Origin of the sequence: Nitrincola lacisaponensis (assembly GCF_000691225.1) — a bacterium.
Lineage (GTDB): Bacteria > Pseudomonadota > Gammaproteobacteria > Pseudomonadales > Balneatricaceae > Nitrincola > Nitrincola lacisaponensis.
The window spans coordinates 125,825-142,511 of record NZ_JMSZ01000001.1 but is presented as its reverse complement, the minus strand read 5'-3'; the positions used below and the strand labels follow the sequence as shown (position 1 = coordinate 142,511).

The 16,687-nt window shown below is 53.6% G+C and carries 13 protein-coding genes and 1 pseudogene; 5 read left to right on the top strand and 9 right to left on the bottom strand.

The features are described 5' to 3' along the window. Window positions 1-108: 108 nt before the first annotated feature. Both ADINL_RS00690 and ADINL_RS00685 read right to left on the bottom strand, forming a co-directional pair. Window positions 109-1,634, bottom strand: a pseudogene (locus ADINL_RS00690) (cryptochrome/photolyase family protein). A gap of 210 nt (window positions 1,635-1,844) precedes the next feature. Next, window positions 1,845-2,726, bottom strand: a complete 882-nt coding sequence (locus ADINL_RS00685; RefSeq protein WP_036542511.1) for a DMT family transporter — start codon at window positions 2,724-2,726, stop codon at window positions 1,845-1,847. A gap of 105 nt (window positions 2,727-2,831) precedes the next feature. On the opposite strand from ADINL_RS00685, the gene ADINL_RS00680 reads away from it, so the two are divergent. After that, window positions 2,832-5,081 (top strand): bifunctional diguanylate cyclase/phosphodiesterase, encoded by a 2,250-nt coding sequence (locus ADINL_RS00680; protein ID WP_051632431.1) that lies wholly within the window; start codon window positions 2,832-2,834, stop codon window positions 5,079-5,081. Here the strand turns inward: ADINL_RS00680 and lhgO are convergent. Both lhgO and ADINL_RS00670 read right to left on the bottom strand, forming a co-directional pair. Next, a complete protein-coding gene (gene lhgO, locus ADINL_RS00675; RefSeq protein WP_036542508.1) occupies window positions 5,078-6,274 on the bottom strand; it encodes an L-2-hydroxyglutarate oxidase in 1,197 nt (398 codons plus the stop codon). The two genes, ADINL_RS00680 and lhgO, sit on opposite strands and share 4 nt — an antisense overlap. A gap of 58 nt (window positions 6,275-6,332) precedes the next feature. Next, on the bottom strand, window positions 6,333-7,265 hold the full coding sequence (locus ADINL_RS00670) for a LysR family transcriptional regulator (protein WP_036542504.1): 933 nt from the start codon (window positions 7,263-7,265) through the stop codon (window positions 6,333-6,335). 166 nt (window positions 7,266-7,431) lie between these two features. On the opposite strand from ADINL_RS00670, the gene aptA reads away from it, so the two are divergent. Further along, window positions 7,432-8,766 (top strand): omega-aminotransferase AptA, encoded by a 1,335-nt coding sequence (aptA, locus tag ADINL_RS00665; RefSeq protein ID WP_036542501.1) that lies wholly within the window; start codon window positions 7,432-7,434, stop codon window positions 8,764-8,766. 25 nt (window positions 8,767-8,791) lie between these two features. Next, the gene (locus tag ADINL_RS00660) at window positions 8,792-10,279 is read left to right on the top strand and encodes a CoA-acylating methylmalonate-semialdehyde dehydrogenase (protein WP_036542498.1); all 1,488 of its coding nucleotides are present in this window, start codon (window positions 8,792-8,794) and stop codon (window positions 10,277-10,279) included. A gap of 11 nt (window positions 10,280-10,290) precedes the next feature. Here the strand turns inward: ADINL_RS00660 and ADINL_RS00655 are convergent, their stop codons facing one another. Genes ADINL_RS00655 through ADINL_RS00645 form a run of 3 tightly spaced genes read right to left on the bottom strand, consistent with a single transcriptional unit; the run spans window position 10,291 to window position 13,365 of the window. Beyond that, a complete protein-coding gene (locus tag ADINL_RS00655) occupies window positions 10,291-10,839 on the bottom strand; it encodes a YaeQ family protein (protein WP_036542495.1) in 549 nt (182 codons plus the stop codon). 9 nt (window positions 10,840-10,848) lie between these two features. Beyond that, the gene (locus ADINL_RS00650) at window positions 10,849-12,750 is read right to left on the bottom strand and encodes a M48 family metallopeptidase (RefSeq protein WP_036542493.1); all 1,902 of its coding nucleotides are present in this window, start codon (window positions 12,748-12,750) and stop codon (window positions 10,849-10,851) included. An 18-nt stretch (window positions 12,751-12,768) separates the two neighbouring features. Beyond that, the gene (locus tag ADINL_RS00645) at window positions 12,769-13,365 is read right to left on the bottom strand and encodes a LemA family protein (protein WP_193364951.1); all 597 of its coding nucleotides are present in this window, start codon (window positions 13,363-13,365) and stop codon (window positions 12,769-12,771) included. A gap of 166 nt (window positions 13,366-13,531) precedes the next feature. On the opposite strand from ADINL_RS00645, the gene ADINL_RS00640 reads away from it, so the two are divergent. Continuing rightward, on the top strand, window positions 13,532-13,783 hold the full coding sequence (locus ADINL_RS00640; protein ID WP_036542491.1) for a GNAT family N-acetyltransferase: 252 nt from the start codon (window positions 13,532-13,534) through the stop codon (window positions 13,781-13,783). After that, window positions 13,780-14,619, top strand: a complete 840-nt coding sequence (locus ADINL_RS00635; protein ID WP_051632430.1) for an MOSC domain-containing protein — start codon at window positions 13,780-13,782, stop codon at window positions 14,617-14,619. The genes ADINL_RS00640 and ADINL_RS00635 overlap by 4 nt, the downstream gene beginning before the upstream one ends. Here the strand turns inward: ADINL_RS00635 and ADINL_RS16470 are convergent. Both ADINL_RS16470 and ADINL_RS16465 read right to left on the bottom strand, forming a co-directional pair. Further along, a complete protein-coding gene (locus ADINL_RS16470; RefSeq protein WP_036542487.1) occupies window positions 14,610-15,071 on the bottom strand; it encodes a DUF411 domain-containing protein in 462 nt (153 codons plus the stop codon). The two genes, ADINL_RS00635 and ADINL_RS16470, sit on opposite strands and share 10 nt — an antisense overlap. A gap of 18 nt (window positions 15,072-15,089) precedes the next feature. Beyond that, complete coding sequence (locus tag ADINL_RS16465) at window positions 15,090-16,676, bottom strand: multicopper oxidase family protein (protein WP_036542484.1); 1,587 nt, start codon at window positions 16,674-16,676, stop codon at window positions 15,090-15,092. Between the last annotated feature and the right edge of the window lie 11 nt (window positions 16,677-16,687).

Here is a 16,687-nt window from a genome sequence, read left to right as displayed (position 1 = left end):
CGTTGATTATAAAAGTTCGGGGTTTTGGGTGTTGATCGGTCAACATGGTTTCTCAGTATAGGCCAAGATCTTTGCCAGAACGACTGGCTGGATCAAAGTTGTTCAATATCATAGTTGCTCTATATTCTGCAGATACAACTCGGCGGTCTGTAAAATGGGTTGCTGTTCCTCCGGGCTGAGTGTTTGCCAGTGCTTTAATGGAAAAGCCATGCGTGGATTATCGGAGAAGAGTGGCAGATGCCGATTGATGAAATGCCAATACAGACTGTTAAACGGACAACTTTGAGGCCCACTGCGTTGCTTCACCTTGTAGTGGCAGGATTTGCAATAGTGGCTCATGCGCTGAATGTAGTTTCCGGAGGCCGCATAGGGTTTGCTGGCAATCAGGCCGCCGTCGGCAAACTGACTCATACCCCGGGTATTGGGCAACTCAACCCATTCAATCGCATCAATATAGATGCCCAGATACCAGCGATCCACAGCATCCGGATCAATACCGGCGAGCAAGGCAAAATTGCCGGTAATCATCAGGCGTTGAATATGGTGTGCATAGGCATAGTCCAGTGATTGTCGAATGCTGTGAGCAACACAGCGCATACGCGTTTCTGCGTTCCAGAAAAACGCCGGTAATGCCCGTTTGGCGGATAGGTAATTTTGCTCGGCATAGTTGGGCATCTGGGACCAATAAAGGGCACGAACATATTCCCGCCAGCCTAGAATCTGGCGAATAAAACCTTCAGCCTGTGCCAGGGATATTGTCTGAGAATGGCTTCGCCAGTGCTCTTCTGTTGCCCGAATCACCTCCATCGGATGCAGCATTTTACTGTTCAACGCAAATGACAAACGGCTGTGAAACAGGCTCCAGCCGCGCTCACTCATAGCGTCCTGGTAGCGGCCAAAGGCGGGTAAACAGTGGGTCAGGAAGTGCTGTAACAACTGTCGTGCTTCACGACGGGTGACAGGCCAGGGCAACTGACCCTGGGGCAGCTGGCCGAGAGTTTGAATATCATGGCGCTGCAGGCGTTCTATGATATCCGTCACATCCTGTGCAAATAACAGCGGCTGTGGCAGCTCGACTGAATCCGCCAGTGATTGGCGGTTTTCAGCATCAAAATTCCAGCGTCCGCCTTCAGGCTTACCATTGGCATCCATCAGAACCTTTTGCTGCTTGCGGAGTTGGCGATAAAAAACTCCATGCGGTGATTGGGTAAATGCTGCCAGGCATCGCGCGGGGTAATGAAGTGTTCTGTGTCGACTGCCTTGACGGTCAACCGGTCTTTAACTGTGTCACAAAATCTGACCAACTGTTGGTCCAGCCGGTATTCATCCGGTAGTTGATAACTGAAACGGGTAATCGAATATTGTTGAATGCAGTGGTGTAACAGCGCGGTTAAATCAGCATGGTCACGTGTTTGATCCAGCGTCAGATATTCGACTCTATGTCCGGCTTGCTGCAGGGCTTCAGCAAAGCGTTGCATGGCCAGAAAAAAGGCACATACCTTTTGCAGATGATGTACAACATAGTCCGTTTCCTGGCGTAGCTCCGCAATCAGATAGATCACCTCGGGATCGACCTGTTTAAACCAGGAATGTGCTGCATTTAACTGGTCACCCAAAATCAATCGGAGTTCCATCAGAATAGACCTTATTGTGGATAACCAAGTTGATATTCTGTCAGAAACACTTGGAATTTCCGTGGACTATGTCGAATTTACAAGGCATTCCAAGGTGTTTGCTGATAGAGTCTGTTTGTGGATAAGTCTGTTAGTCAATCGACTGACAGACTCATTTCAGGGGTTATTCGTGGAATCATCGTTTTCAGATCACCTGCAGTCCTATGCCTGTCAGGCTGATTTTTTTAGCTGCTGAATCAATAGGGCTGCGACGATCATCACCAAACCGACCAGCGTGGCGGGATAGATCTGTTCTCCGACCAGAAAGCGCAGCAGAATCAGGGAGGCGAAGGGTGAAATAAAGATCAGATTGGAAATACGTGCAGTATTTTCAGCATAACGCATTGCCATCAGCCACAGCATGAAGGCAATCGCCATTTCAAAAACCCCGACATAAATTGCTCCCACCCAGCCTTGCCAGGAGTGCATCTGGAAGTCTGACAATATCGCTGTGGCCAGTGTAATCATCGGCAACGCCAGCACAAAACTCAGGCTAATGGAGATGAGTGGATCAGACTGATTTCGGGTGTTGAGTATCCAGTAACCGGCCCAGATAAAGGTCGAGATCAGCGCCAGCGCAACCCCCAGCGGATCATCAAACTGCAGGCTGAGCAGATCACCCCGGGTTGCAATGACCATGGCTCCTGTATAGCCCAGCAGGATAGCGATCCAGTCCTGGCGCCGAATGGTCTGACCCAGAAATGGCACCGCCAATAATGTCAGGGTGATGGCCCAGGTATAGTTGAGTGTCTGTGCCTGCTGTGCGGGCAAGCGGTCATAGGCCTGAAACAGTACCAGGTAATAGAGCGTCGGATTCATCAACCCGGCCAGCAAAAAGAAGGCCGGACGTTGTTTGAAGGTCTGCAGAAGTTCAGACAGACGGCCCTGTACAGCCAGCAGTAGCAGCAGCAGAATGACGGCCGTTAGTGTTGCTACCCAGAGCAGTTGCGCCGGCGAAAAGTAGTTGAGTGATAACTTGAAGGCTGTCGCCACCGTTGACCAGCAGGCGACGGCACCCAGAGCCAGCCACACTGCTTTTTTCTGATCCTTCATGTAAATGATCCAGTCCTGTACTGAATTGATGGGAGTCAAACCAAGCTGTCTACGCTAAGCGTCTATACTGCATAAATCAACGGGTAATCCTGGGGCAAATTGCAGATGGATTCAGATGGACAGGAAGCGCTGTTAGCTCAGCGCTTTGAACTGGAGCGCTTGATCAGTCGCATTTCATCAGCGATCGTGATGTGTACTTATGCAGCACTGGACAGTGAAATCGAGCGCTGTCTGCAGTGGATTGCTGAATATACCCGTACAGACCGCAGTTATCTGTTTTTGATTCAGGATGAACGCTATGCCGATAACACGCACGAATGGTGTGCTCAGGGAATTACGCCCCAAAAGCAAGAATTGCAGCAATTGGAGCTGTGTGATGACTATCCAATGGTGCAGAAAATCCGTGCGCATCAGGTTATCAATTACCCGGATGTCGCTAATCTGCCTGAAGAAAGCCAAGTTGAACGTGAAATTCTGACCCGCCAGGGCATTCAGTCGATGCTGGCCGTGCCGATGGTTTCCAACCGTCGCTTGGTGGGTTTTATCGGCATAGATGCTGTCGTTACACGGCGCTGCTGGCTGGAAGATGATATTTATCTGCTGCGCATCTGTGGTGAGATGTTTACCCATGCCCTGGAGCACAAGCGTACCGAGGATCTGCTTAAGGCCAGTGAGGCACGTTTACGCTATGTGTTCGAGCGTATTCCGGCAATAGCGGTACAGGGCTATGACGCCAAACGCCGGGTGTTTCTATGGAATCGTGCCAGTGAACTGCTGTATGGGTTTTCTCAACAGGAAGCATTGGGGCAGCGACTGGAAGATCTGATTATTCCACCCGAGGACCGTGAAGCGGTGATTGCTGCGCATGAGCGCTGGCTGCATCAGGATGATGAAATACCTTCAGGAGAGCTGACACTGCTGCACAAGACAGGCAGTCGCTTACGGGTATTTTCCAGCCATGTGATGCATACCAGTATACTGGGTGACAAGGAGCTGTATTGTGTTGATGTTGACCTGACGCCGTTGAAAAAAGCACAGTATGATCTGGAAAAACTGGCACATTTTGATGCGCTGACCGGCTTACCCAATCGGATTTTACTGTCAGACCGATTGAATCAGATGATCAGTCTGAGTCATCGTACGGAACAGCTGGTGGCGGTGGCCTATCTCGATCTGGATGGTTTCAAGCAGATTAATGATAGCTATGGTCATGCGATGGGAGATCGGGTGCTGCAACAGCTGTCCGATCTGATGAAACAGTCCCTGCGAGAGGAAGATACCCTGGCCCGTATCGGTGGTGATGAATTTGTTGCGGTGCTTGGCGGGCTGAACCAGTTGCAGGATTGTGAACCGGTGTTGAAACGCTTGCTGACAGCTGCATCAACCGTGCTACAGCTGGATGGACAGAACTTCAGAATATCGGCCAGTATCGGAGTCACCATTTATCCACTGGATGATGCTGAACCAGACCAGTTGATGCGTCATGCAGACCAGGCTATGTACCTGGCAAAACAGGCTGGTAAAGACCGTTATCAGCTTTTCGATATTCAGCTGGAAACTGAAATCCGGCGCAAGCAACAGGCGCTGAAAGCCATATCCACCGGATTGCAGCAGGGTGAATTCGAGCTGCATTACCAGCCCAAAATCAATATGCAAACCCTGGCATTTGAGGGAGCTGAAGCGCTGATTCGCTGGCAGCATCCGCAATCAGGGCTGCTGTATCCCGGTGCCTTTTTACCGGTGACAGAAGGTCATCAAGTGGAGCTGGAGTTGGGCGAATGGGTATTGCATTCCGCGCTGGCCCAGATGCAGCAGTGGCGATTGCAGGGGTTCTACTGCCCCTTGAGCATCAATATCGCGGCACAGCAGATACAGCGCAGCGAGTTTGCCGATCAACTGGCTGCTGCCCTGCAAGCCTATCCCCAGGTTAATCCGCAGCAGTTGCAATTGGAAATACTGGAAACCAGTGCTTTAGAAGACATGGAACTGGTAACCGATACGCTGCTGCGCTGTCGGGCATTGGGCGTCAGTCTGGCACTGGATGATTTCGGTACCGGCTATTCATCGCTGGCGTATCTGAAGCGCCTGCCAATCGATTGTCTGAAAATAGACCAGGGATTTGTTCGGGAAATGCTCGCAGATGCAGATGACCTGTCGATTATCCAGGGTGTACTGGGTCTGGCGCATGCCTTTGACTTGCATGTCATCGCTGAAGGGGTGGAAACGCCAGCCCACTGTCGTCAATTACTGACACTGGGCTGTCGTTACGGACAGGGTTATGGCATTGCCCGGCCCATGCCGGCTTCAGCCTTACCTGACTGGGTGAGTAAGACTCTTCCCGGATTGCACTTTTAGTCTGCCAGCAGCTCGCTGACCTGGTTGACGATATGCTCGCCAATCGGCAATGACGAGGTTGCCGCCGGTGATGGCGCATTACAGACATTGACGGTTCGACGCGTATTGATAAACAGAAAGTCATCAATCAGTTTACCGTCTCGGCTGACTGCCTGGGCACGGACTCCTGCCGGATAGGGCTTCAAATCCTGTAGCGTGATACTCGGGCAGTACTTACGCACCTCTTCCAGATACGCGGATTTGAACAGCGAGTTCTTCATCTCCACCAGACCGGGGCGCAGGTTCTTCAGCAGCACTTTGACAATGCCGGGGTTGGTGAACATCTGCAGCATATCCCGGGGCGATATATCGGATTTACGGTACCCTTCACGCTTCAGTGCCAGCACGGCATTCGGTCCTACGGTGGTGGTGCCGTCAATCATGCGGGTCAGGTGGACACCGAGGAAAGGCATCGAAGGATCAGGGATCGGGTAGATCAGATGATTGACGATCTGGTTATGCTGTTCCGGCAGCAGGTAGTATTCACCACGGAAAGGACAGATGGTGAATTCAGGCTTCAGGCCGAGCATGCGTACCACACGATCCGCCATCAATCCTGAACAACTGATCAGATAGCGGGTGGTAAAGGTTTCCTGCTCGGTCGAGACCCTGACTTCCTGTTGGGTTTCCAGCAAGGCATTGACGGCCTGTCCATAGCGTATTTCACCGCCTTGCTGCTGGAACACTCGGGCCATGGCTTCAGTGACCTGGGCATAGTTAACGATACCGCTGGAGGGCACAAAGATGGCGCCGATACCGGTAATGTTGGGCTCACGTTCCCGTAGGGCATCGGCAGACAGCCATTCCCGCTCCAGCCCATTGGCTTCGGTGCGTTCCCAAAGCGCCTGCATCCGCTGCATTTCCAGATCATTGGTGGCGACCAGCAGCTTACCGCATACGTCATACTTGACCTGCTGTTCATCACAGAAGGCTTTCATCCGCCGGTTACCTTCCAGACAGAAGCGTGCCTTCAGGCTACCGGGGGTGTAATAAACACCGGCATGAATGACGCCGCTGTTGTGACCGGTTTGATGCTGCGCCGGGCCGGATTCTTTTTCCAGCAGCAGAATACGTTTGTCGGGATAGCGCTGTTGCAGCTGCATCGCCGTTGACATGCCCAGAATACCGCCACCGATAAGAATAAAATCGTACACCCTGCTGAACCTCATCTGATTGAATCGACAGTTATTGTGGCGCGTTTCGTGGAGACACTCAATCCTTGATCCGGGTGTCGATGGTATGTTGCAGGAGTTCCAGGTAGGTTTCCAGAATCAGGTTCGGACGTTTGCCCTTGCGGGTAATGGCGGCGAATTCAGTGGTAAACTGGCGTTGTTCAGGTACCACCGATTGCATCCGCCCTTCCCTGACCCAGCGCTCGGCATAATGGGTGGGTAGAAAGCCCAGGTAACGCCCGGTCAGAATCAGAAACGCAATGCCCTCACGATCCGTGGCACTGGCACTGACATGCAGGGATTGATAATGCTGCAAGGCTTCATCTGTCTGGGCATAGGCGGCAGCCACGACGTCCTGCTGGCGCAGTTCCTTGTCCTCAATAGGTGTCTTGCCATACAGCGGGTGATCATGGCTGCAATACAACTGAGAGGTTTCACTGTACAGCGGCAGGTAATTCAGTCCCGGTAGTGCCTTGATCACCGGAACCACGCCCAGATGCAAACGTCCGTCCAGCACCGCGACTTCAATTTCCGCTGGTGGTGTCATGCGGATATTGATCATCACTTCCGGGCCTCGCGCCTTGATCGCACCGATGGCATCGGTGATGAACATTTGTGGCATGGTGACCAGATTATCGGTGATGCCAATATTCAGCTCACCCTTGAGATGGGCATGCAGACTGTTGACCTGGGTGCGGAAGTTTTCCAGCGCCGACAACAGCTGCAGACTGTAGGCATACACCTCTCGGCCCTCCTCTGTCAGCGAAAAACCGCTGCGCCCTCGCTGACACAGGCGTAAAGACAGACGCTGCTCCAGATCCGACATGGCGGTACTGATAGCGGCTCGACTGATATTCAGATCAGCCTCGGCTGCCGCAAAACCGCCCCGCTCTACTACGGTACGAAAAATGCGTAACAGGCGGATATCGGCATCGGCGACCTGGCCAGACAGAGCAGGTTTCATCGGTTTCATGGGCAGAAATGATCGTGCTGAAAAAGATTCAGTTTAGTTAACTAAAAGGTTAAGTAAAGATAACTAAATAAATATTTTAAAAACCTAACGAGCAGATCACACTGGATTCACATCATTACACAGTCGTTGTGCCGGACCTCTGTACCGCCACCTGGAGAAACACATCATGTCGGATAATAAAGCCGCAGGCTTGAGCCGTGACCAGTTAGAAGCCTATTGGATGCCCTATACAGGCAACCGTCAGTTTAAAGACAACCCGCGCATGATTGTTGCGGCGGATGGCAAGTATTACATCGATGCAGAAGGCCGACGGATATTCGATGGTCTGTCGGGTCTGTGGTGTTGTGGTGCCGGTCATAACCGTCCGGAAATCGCAGAGGCGGTCAGCCAGCAACTGAAACAGCTGGACTACTCTCCGGCCTTCCAGTTTGGTCATCCGAAAGCCTTTCAGCTGGCCAACCGGGTGGTGGAGTTTATGCCGGAAGGGCTGGATCATGTGTTTTTCACCGGCTCAGGTTCTGAAAGTGCCGATACCTCGCTGAAAATCGCCCGTGCTTACTGGCGCAAGAAAGGTATGCCATCCAAGACGCGTCTGATTGGCCGTATCAAGGGGTACCATGGGGTGAACTTCGGTGGTATCAGTGTTGGCGGTATTGGTGCCAACCGGGCACTGTTTGGCCAGGCTGTTGAAGCAGATCATCTGGCACATACGATCCTGAAGGAAAATGCCTTTACTCGCGGTATGCCGAAAACCGGTGCCGAGCTGGCTAATGAACTGTTGGAACTGATTACACTGCATGATGCGTCCAACATTGCAGCCGTGATTGTGGAACCCATGGCCGGTTCAGCCGGGGTGATTCCACCTCCGGTCGGTTACCTGCAGCGGTTGCGGGAAATCTGTGATCAGCACAATATTTTGTTGATCTTTGATGAAGTAATCACCGCCTTCGGGCGCTGTGGTACCAAAACCGGTGCCGAGGCCTTTGGTGTGAAGCCGGATATCCTCAACATCGCCAAACAGATGACCAATGGTGCTGTGCCGATGGGTGCAGTGGTGGTGCGTTCTGAAATTTACCAGACCTTTATGGAACAGGGTGGTCTGGACTATGTGCTGGAATTGCCACATGGTTATACCTACTCCGCGCATCCGGTTGCCTGTGCCGCGGGTCTGGCAGCACTGGATCTGCTGGAAAAAGATCAGCTGATTCAGCGCTCTGCCAGCATGGCACCGGTATTTGAAGACGCGCTGCACAGTCTGAAAGGCAGTCGCCATGTGACCGACATCCGTAACTATGGTCTGGCGGGCGCACTGACTCTGGCAGCGGCTCCGGGTGAGCCGTTGAAACGCCCTTATGAGGTCGCGATGAAGTGCTGGGAGAAAGGTTTTTATGTCCGTTATGGCGGCGACACCATTCAACTGGGCTTGCCATTTACTGTGGATAAAGAAGAAATTGATTTGTTGATCAATGCATTAGGTGATGCGATCAACGAAACTGAATAATCTGAATTAAACAAGCGAGACTGTAATGAATCTGATTGGACACTTGATTAATGGCGCGGTGGTGACTCCGGAAGGACGTCGCCAGCCTGTGTATAACCCGTCTGCCGGTACGGCACATGCCGAGGTATTGCTGGCTTCGACAGCTACTGTAGAAGAGGCGATTGCCAATGCCAAGGCCGCGTTTCCTGCCTGGCGTAATACACCCGCTGCCAAACGCGCCCGCATCATGTTCCGTTTCAAGGAGCTGCTGGAAGCCAATGCGGATGAAATCGTACGCCTGATCGGCCTGGAACACGGCAAGATTGCACATGATGCTATGGGTGAGTTACAGCGCGGTATCGAGAATATCGAGTACGCCTGTTATGCACCGGAGTTGCTCAAGGGTGAGCACAGCAAGAATGTTGGTCCGGGGATCGATTCCTGGAGTGAAATGCAGCCCCTTGGCGTCGTGGCCGGTATCACGCCTTTCAACTTTCCGGCGATGGTACCGCTGTGGATGTATCCACTGGCGATCGTGTCGGGTAACTGCTTTATTCTGAAGCCGTCCGAACGTGACCCTTCCTCCACTCTGCTGATCGCTGAACTGCTGCACCAGGCTGGTCTGCCTGCAGGGGTTTTGAATGTGGTCAATGGCGACAAGGAAGCGGTGGATACACTGCTGACACATCCGGATATTGAAGCGGTTAGCTTTGTTGGATCCACGCCGATTGCCGAGTATGTCTACCAGACCGCTTCGGCGCATGGCAAGCGTTGTCAGGCGCTCGGTGGTGCGAAAAACCATGCCATCGTCATGCCGGATGCGGATATGGATAATGCGGTGGAAGCCCTCACCGGTGCGGCTTTTGGATCCTCCGGTGAGCGTTGTATGGCGATCTCTGTGGCTGTTGCTGTAGGTGATGAAGCCGCAGATGCGCTGGTTGCCAAGCTGAGCCAGCGTATGCAGAGCCTGAAAGTAGGTGCTTACTCCGACAGCAGCAATGACTTCGGTCCGCTGATTACCGCAGCCCATAAAGCCAAGGTAGAAGGCTATATTCAGAGCGCCGAAGAGGATGGTGCTGTGATCGTCGTCGATGGACGTAACCCTGCAGTGGGTGATGCCAACGGCTTTTTCGTGGGTGGGACACTGATCGATCAGGTCAAGCCGGGTATGCGGTGCTATGAAGAGGAGATCTTTGGTCCGGTACTGGTCGTGGTGCGTGTGGATTCAATGCAGGCTGCCATGGATCTGATTGATGCACATGAATATGGCAATGGCACCTGCCTGTTCACCCGTGACGGTGAAGCGGCACGCTATTTCAGTGACAACATCAAAGTGGGTATGGTGGGTATCAATGTCCCTCTGCCGGTCCCTGTGTCCTATCACAGCTTTGGTGGCTGGAAACGCTCGCTGTTTGGTGATCTGTTTGCCTATGGTCCGGATGGTGTGCGCTTCTACACCCGTCGCAAAACCATTACCCAGCGCTGGCCGTCATCTGGTGTGCGTGAAGGGGCACAGTTCTCCTTCCCCTCCTGATAGACTGCTGATCAGACCCCGGTGCCTTTCAGGCACTGGGGTTCCAATGCAACACTTTCGGTTCCCTGGGTAATCCACACCTGTCCTTCATTGATGCTGCATTGCAGTTCCATACGGCGATCTGCCAAGGCTCCCAGTGCCTGAACACTGTCATCGGCGATCTGCCAGACTTCCAGATTGGTATAGCGTTGCAGTGCTGCTGCATTTTGCTGCCACCAGACGGGTACACTCCGTCCTCCATAGGCATAAATCTTCACCTGTCTGGACTGCTGCGATGCCTTGCGTATCCATTTTTCATCGGGTGTACCAAACAGCACCCACAACTCAATATCGCCGTGTAGATTCTGTGACCAGAGCTCTGCCCCACCCTCGCCGCTGAGATCACGGGCAAACTCCAATTGCTCAGAGGCATTGAGTATAAATGCCAGTAACCGGATCATCAGGCGCTCATCGGTTTCTGACGGATGCTGTGCCAGATGCAAGGCATAGTCCTGATAATGGTGACGGTCCATATCGGCGATCTGGAGTTGCGCTTTGATCACCTGGGCTTTCAGTGCCATGGGGTTTCCTTAAGGTAATAACGGCGGTAAGGGACAGTCGATACAGTCTGCAATGGCACGCAGCAACTCCGCTTCAGTCGCCGTGATCTGACCATCATGGCTGGCACAGACAACCAGCGCATTGAGTAGCGCCGGTTTTTCCAGCGGCCTCAGGCGTAGCAGCTTATTCAGATCCTGTTCCAGCTGTTTCAGCCCCGGTCTGGCGGGAGGGGTTGCAGAGGCCTGTAATGGCAAAGACGCCAGCGCTTCAGCATAGGCGGCTTGTGCTTCCTGAGGGTCAGAATGGCCTGTTTCGGCCAATAAACTCAGCAGCCGCTGGATTTCATCCTGGCAATGGCTGAGCCGAAACCGGGATTTTCCCTGTGGCTGAGGCTCCAGATGACGCATCAGAATCTTTCGTAATGACCACTCGAACAGACTGATGCGCTTGTCTGCGCGGATCAGCAAATCGATGCAGGCTTTAAAGGTTTGATACTGGGTTTCGGATAACTGCTTCAGTGCCGGCAGGGACAGCTCAATCAGCGGCAGTCGCAGTCGCGGGTCCAGCTGTATCAAGCGGGTCTGATACTGTTGCAGCACTCTGAAGGTATCCGGATGCGCCGTGTTTTGCAGAGCCTCCAACTGTTGACTGCGTATCTCGGCCTGTTGGCTGAGCAACAGCCCGTAGATCAGGGCTCTGGCTGAAAAAGGTTCATGGGCCGCCTGTTGCAACTCCTGATCCAGTTCCTGCAACAGCTGACGGATATAGGTCAGATGACGTCCATCGGGATCACCAATATGTTGCATGGCGGTTTGACTGGCCTGTTGCGCATTCAGTGGTGCAGACAAGGGTGCCAGTCCGGCAACACCTGCCAGGCCTGCCGTGTCGCTCGTGCCAGCTGGCGAGGATCGGGGAGTCTGGCGTGCTGATCTGCCTTGCGGGTCGACTCGGGCAATGCGCTCATCCAGTGGCGGATGGGTGGAAAATAATTGACTCAACCCGGAGAAACGGGCATTACCAAAAAACATATGGTTGTATTCTTCGGCAGCGCCTGACTGCAGCGCTGAACCCTGTGGATAACCTGCCAGCTTGCGTAATGCGCCACCGATACCCTGAGGGTTACGGGTATATTGAACAGCCGAGGCATCGGCCAGAAATTCGCGCTGGCGACTGACGGCGGCCTTGATCAGACTGCCGAAAAAAGAACCGGCATAGCCGATGATCAATAAGCCCAGGCCCAGTGCCAGAATAACGGGTGTGGATTTATCATCCCGTGATGCACGTACCCGGCGGTAGCGCAGACTGTTCAGCAGCATACGCCCGATCAGACCGAGTAACAGTATGCCATACAGCCAGGCCACCAGCCGTATGTTCAGGCGCATATCGCCATGCAGAATATGACTGAATTCATGGGCAATAACCCCCTGCAATTCGTCACGATTGAGCTGTTCAACCGCACCCCGGGTAACACCTATGACCGCATCCTGTGGATTGAAGCCCGCGGCAAAGGCGTTGATACCCGGTTCATCCAGCAGATAGACCGGGGGTACCGCGATACCGGATGCCAGCGCCATCTCTTCAACCGTATTCAATAGCCGCTGTTCCAGCGGATCAGAGGTGGCGGTGTTAAGTAGCCGCCCTCCAAGCGATTCTGCAACACTGCGGCCACCGCCACTGAGTTGCATACGGCGAAAAAAAGCCCCCAGAAAAACGATCACAAACACCACCAGCGTGATACCCGCCAGCAGCGGTGTGTATTCTTCCAGCAGTGCAGGCAGGTCCTGCTGGGCAGCTGCAGGGGTTTGAAAATAGATCAGTGCGGCCAGCGCCAGTGTCAGCGTCAGGGCCAGACTGATCATGGCGAGTATAAACAGCGCGACCAGCTGCAGCGTTTTACGCCGGGCCCGGTCCTGATGCTCGAAAAAATTCACTCAGCACGTCCCCTGAGGTCAGAAGGACACCTTGGGTGCGGCCTGAATGGCGGCACTGTCTTCAAATACCAGCAGGGTGGCATCCTGCGCATGACCGAAGGTGGCCGCAAACACACGCTGTGGAAAGCTCTGCTTGTAGGTGTTGTAGGCCATTACCGCATCATTGAAGGCTTGGCGAGCAAACGAAACACGGTTTTCAGTACTGATCAGTTCTTCTGACAACTGTTGCATATTGGCAGAGGCTTTCAGATCCGGGTAGGCTTCCATGGTCACCTTCAGCCCGCTCAGCGCTGACTGTAAGGCGCCTTCCGAACTCATCAACTGCCCCAGAGCAGCCGCGCTTCCCGGGTTGGCCGCAGCAGCCTGTAAACTGGCCATGGCGGCATTACGAGCCGCAGTGACGGCTTCCAGTGTTTCCCGCTCATGCTGCAAATACCCCTTGGCGGTTTCAACCAGGTTCGGAATCAGGTCATAACGACGTTTCAGCTGAACTTCTATCTGAGAGAAGGCATTTTCAAAGCGGTTCTTCAGCGCCACCAGACGGTTGAAGATGGTGATGGTATAAAAGACAACAACGGCGACAACCACTATGAAGATAATCGTAGACAATTCCATGTTGCGTTCCTCTTTTGGGCTAAGTCTGTGGGCAAAATTCGACAACTGAATTTGCTGTATTATTGTAACTCAAGGTTAAGCTATTCTTATGGATTGACCTCGGCCTGTCCAGTGCGTTGTATGTCCGGGCAGGCGTTCGGTTAGCCAGATCAGCCAGGGAGAATTTATGATTCAACACCAACCGCAACAACAGCGCTTCTGTCTGCACCTGGACGGTGAAGAGGCGGTGCTGGATTATCAGCTGAAGGGGTCGCAGATTAATTTCACCCATACCTATGTTCCCGATGCGCTGCGAGGTCGCGGGATAGCGGAGCAGCTTGTACGTGCAGGCCTGGCCTGGGCGTGTGAACAGCAATATCAAATTGAAGCCAGCTGCTGGTATGTGGATAAGTTTTTACGCAAGGAGCCCTCTGCATGAGTGATATACGCGTTACCGATCTGTTCATTTATCCGGTCAAGTCCTGTGCGCCATTACGGGTGAGCCGTGCCTGGGTGGGGCCGCAGGGGCTGGCGGCTGACCGGCGTTATATGGTGGTGGATCTGGACGGAAAGTTTTTAACCGCCCGACGTTATCCACAGCTGACCCGGCTATGGGCAACGCCGCTGGAGTCAGGATTGATTCTGGCAACTGATCGAGGCTCTTCACTGACGCTTCAGGTGGCGGATTATCCGTCAGAGTGGGTGTCAGTTGAGGTGTGGAAGCAGACGGTACAGGCACAGTCCTGTGGTACAGAAGCGGATGCCTGGATGAGCCAGTTTCTGGGAGAGCCCTGCCGTTTGGTCTATTTTGCCGCGCAAAGTGAACGACCTGTGAAAGACAGTCAGGATGATCAGGTCGGTTTTGCGGATGGTTATCCGTTGCTGTTGACCTCGGGTGCATCGCTGGACTGGTTGCAGCAACGTTGTCCGGTTCCGGTGGACCGGCAGCAGTTCCGTGCCAATGTGATCGTTTCCGGAACCCTGCCATTTGCCGAAGATGGCTGGCTGGACCTGGCGATTGGTGATGTCCGCTTGCGGGTGCATTCACCCTGTGAGCGTTGCAAGCTGATTACCCTGCCCCCTGGGCAGACAACATTTGATGCCACACAGGAACCCTTGCGGACACTGTTACACTATCGCCGTTTGCCGGAAGGGGGTGCCATTTTCGGGCAGAACCTGCTGGTACGTCAGCCAGGTGTGATTGCCGAAGGCATGCAGGTGGAGGTGCTGGCGCACAAAACTCCACCTCTGTTGCGTGAACCTGATCAGGGCTGAGGATAGCTGGACCAGACCTGAGTGGCCTGAGTGTCGGCATCAAATGCCAGCACATCATAGGCATCGATACGTCCGGTTTCCATGCCCGGTGAGCCATGAGGCATGCCGGGTACCGTCAGTCCGGTGACCTGAGGTTGTTCCTGCAACAGCCTGAGAATGTCACTGGCAGGCACATGGCCTTCGATCACATACCCGTTGATCACACCTGTGTGGCAGGATGCCAGCTGTGCCGGTACACCCAGCTCGATTTTCTTCAACTGCATCTGCTGTAAATTGGTTGCTTCAACCTGAATCCCGGCAGCCTCGATATGTTCAATCCAGTCATCACAGCAGCCACAGGTTTCAGATTTGTATACCTGCATGACCTGTGACTCAGCGACGCTGTAACCACTGAACAAAATCAGTGCTGCTGCGATCAGGCTCGACAGAGCCAGTGTAGATAGGCGTTTCATGTGCGACTCCTTAAGGGATCAACTGACCCGTATGCTGGCCATCATACCCATTTCTTCATGTTCAATAATATGGCAATGGAACATCCATTCGCCAGGCTCGGCAAATGCCAAACGCAGCTTTAACCGCTGTTTCGGTTTCAGATTCACGGTATCCAGCCAGGCCCGGTAGGCTGGAGCACGCCAATGGCCTTGCTCATCCTGTTCGGCGATAACCTGAAAATGGGTGCCATGTACATGGAAGGGGTGGTCCATGTGGGAGTTGTTAAATACCTCCCACTCCTCCACTTCATTTACCCGGCCTTCAAACAGTATCTTGCCCGGTGTGAAGGTCTCTCCATTCAGCATAAAACGAATCGGTGGTCGTGCTGAATCCTGTACCTGAATCGAATGCTGTCCGTGTCCGTGGTTATGCCCATGTCCGTGTCCGTGATGTTGGGCATGACCTGCCGCCATGCCGCCTGCGGCATGATCCGCATGTCCAGGCATCTCTTCCGACAGCTCGATATGGCGCTGCACCGCGGGCTCTGCCAGTTCAGGGATAGAACCCAGACGATCAGGCAAGGTGATTGCCGCCTGAATCGGTGCCGCCTGAGTGACGAAGGTCAGCAGTGTTTCGGTTTCACGATAATGTGCCGGTTCCTGCCCCATCCAGTCCCGATCATAGGGCAGATTGAGCAGTTGAATCTGCTGCTCAGGCTGCTCGCTCAGACGTACCAGCAGGTCACAGCGTTGACCGGGTACCAGCAACAACTCATTCAGTGTGACCGCCTGTTCCAGATAGCCGCCATCGGTACCGATCAATTGCAGTGCATGTTGCGGAATTGCCAGACGCAGATAACGTCCGGCACAGGCATTAATCAGGCGCAAGCGCAGCGTCGAACCGGGGGCCGCCTCCAGACGCGGATTCCGCTGTGCATTGACCAGCAGCAGGTCCCCCTCCCGACCATTCATCCAGTCTTCCGGTGTGTGTGGTGCTACCTGCCCCTGCTGGTCCAGACGCAGATCCGTGATCATCAGCAACTCGCCCTGCAGGTCTGCCAGGGGATCGCGTTTGGGGTGTACCAGAAAGGCCCCTGCCAGACTGTGAGCAATCTGCTCCGCCAAATAATCATGCGGGTGTGGATGGAACCAGTGTAAACCGGCATTACCTTCTTTGATACGGAACTGATAATGACGTTGTTGATGGGGTTGGATCAGGTCATGAGGCCCCCCATCCTGATTGGCCGGTACATGCACGCCATGCCAGTGGACAGTGGTGGGCTGATGCAAGTGGTTTTCGACCTGAATAGAGACCTCATCTCCTTCTGTTACTTCAATCAGGGGTGTCAGTTGCTGGTTATAGAGCCACAAGCGGGTTTTCTCAGGACCGGTCAGCTCTACGTGGGTGACCGCAGCCTGGAGTTGAGCACGAAATCCGTCATCTGCTGACAGATTGGTGATGTGTGGCAGCTTTCGCAACGGCAGCTGCTCCGGTAACTGGCGTGTTAACAGCGGGTCGGCAGCCGGGCTGCCATGCCGGTGAGCATGAGTGACACTGGCATTAACCAACGGACTCAGGCTCAACAGCCCGAGCGCGCTCAAGCGCATAAAATCTCGACGTAACATAGTCATAAGCC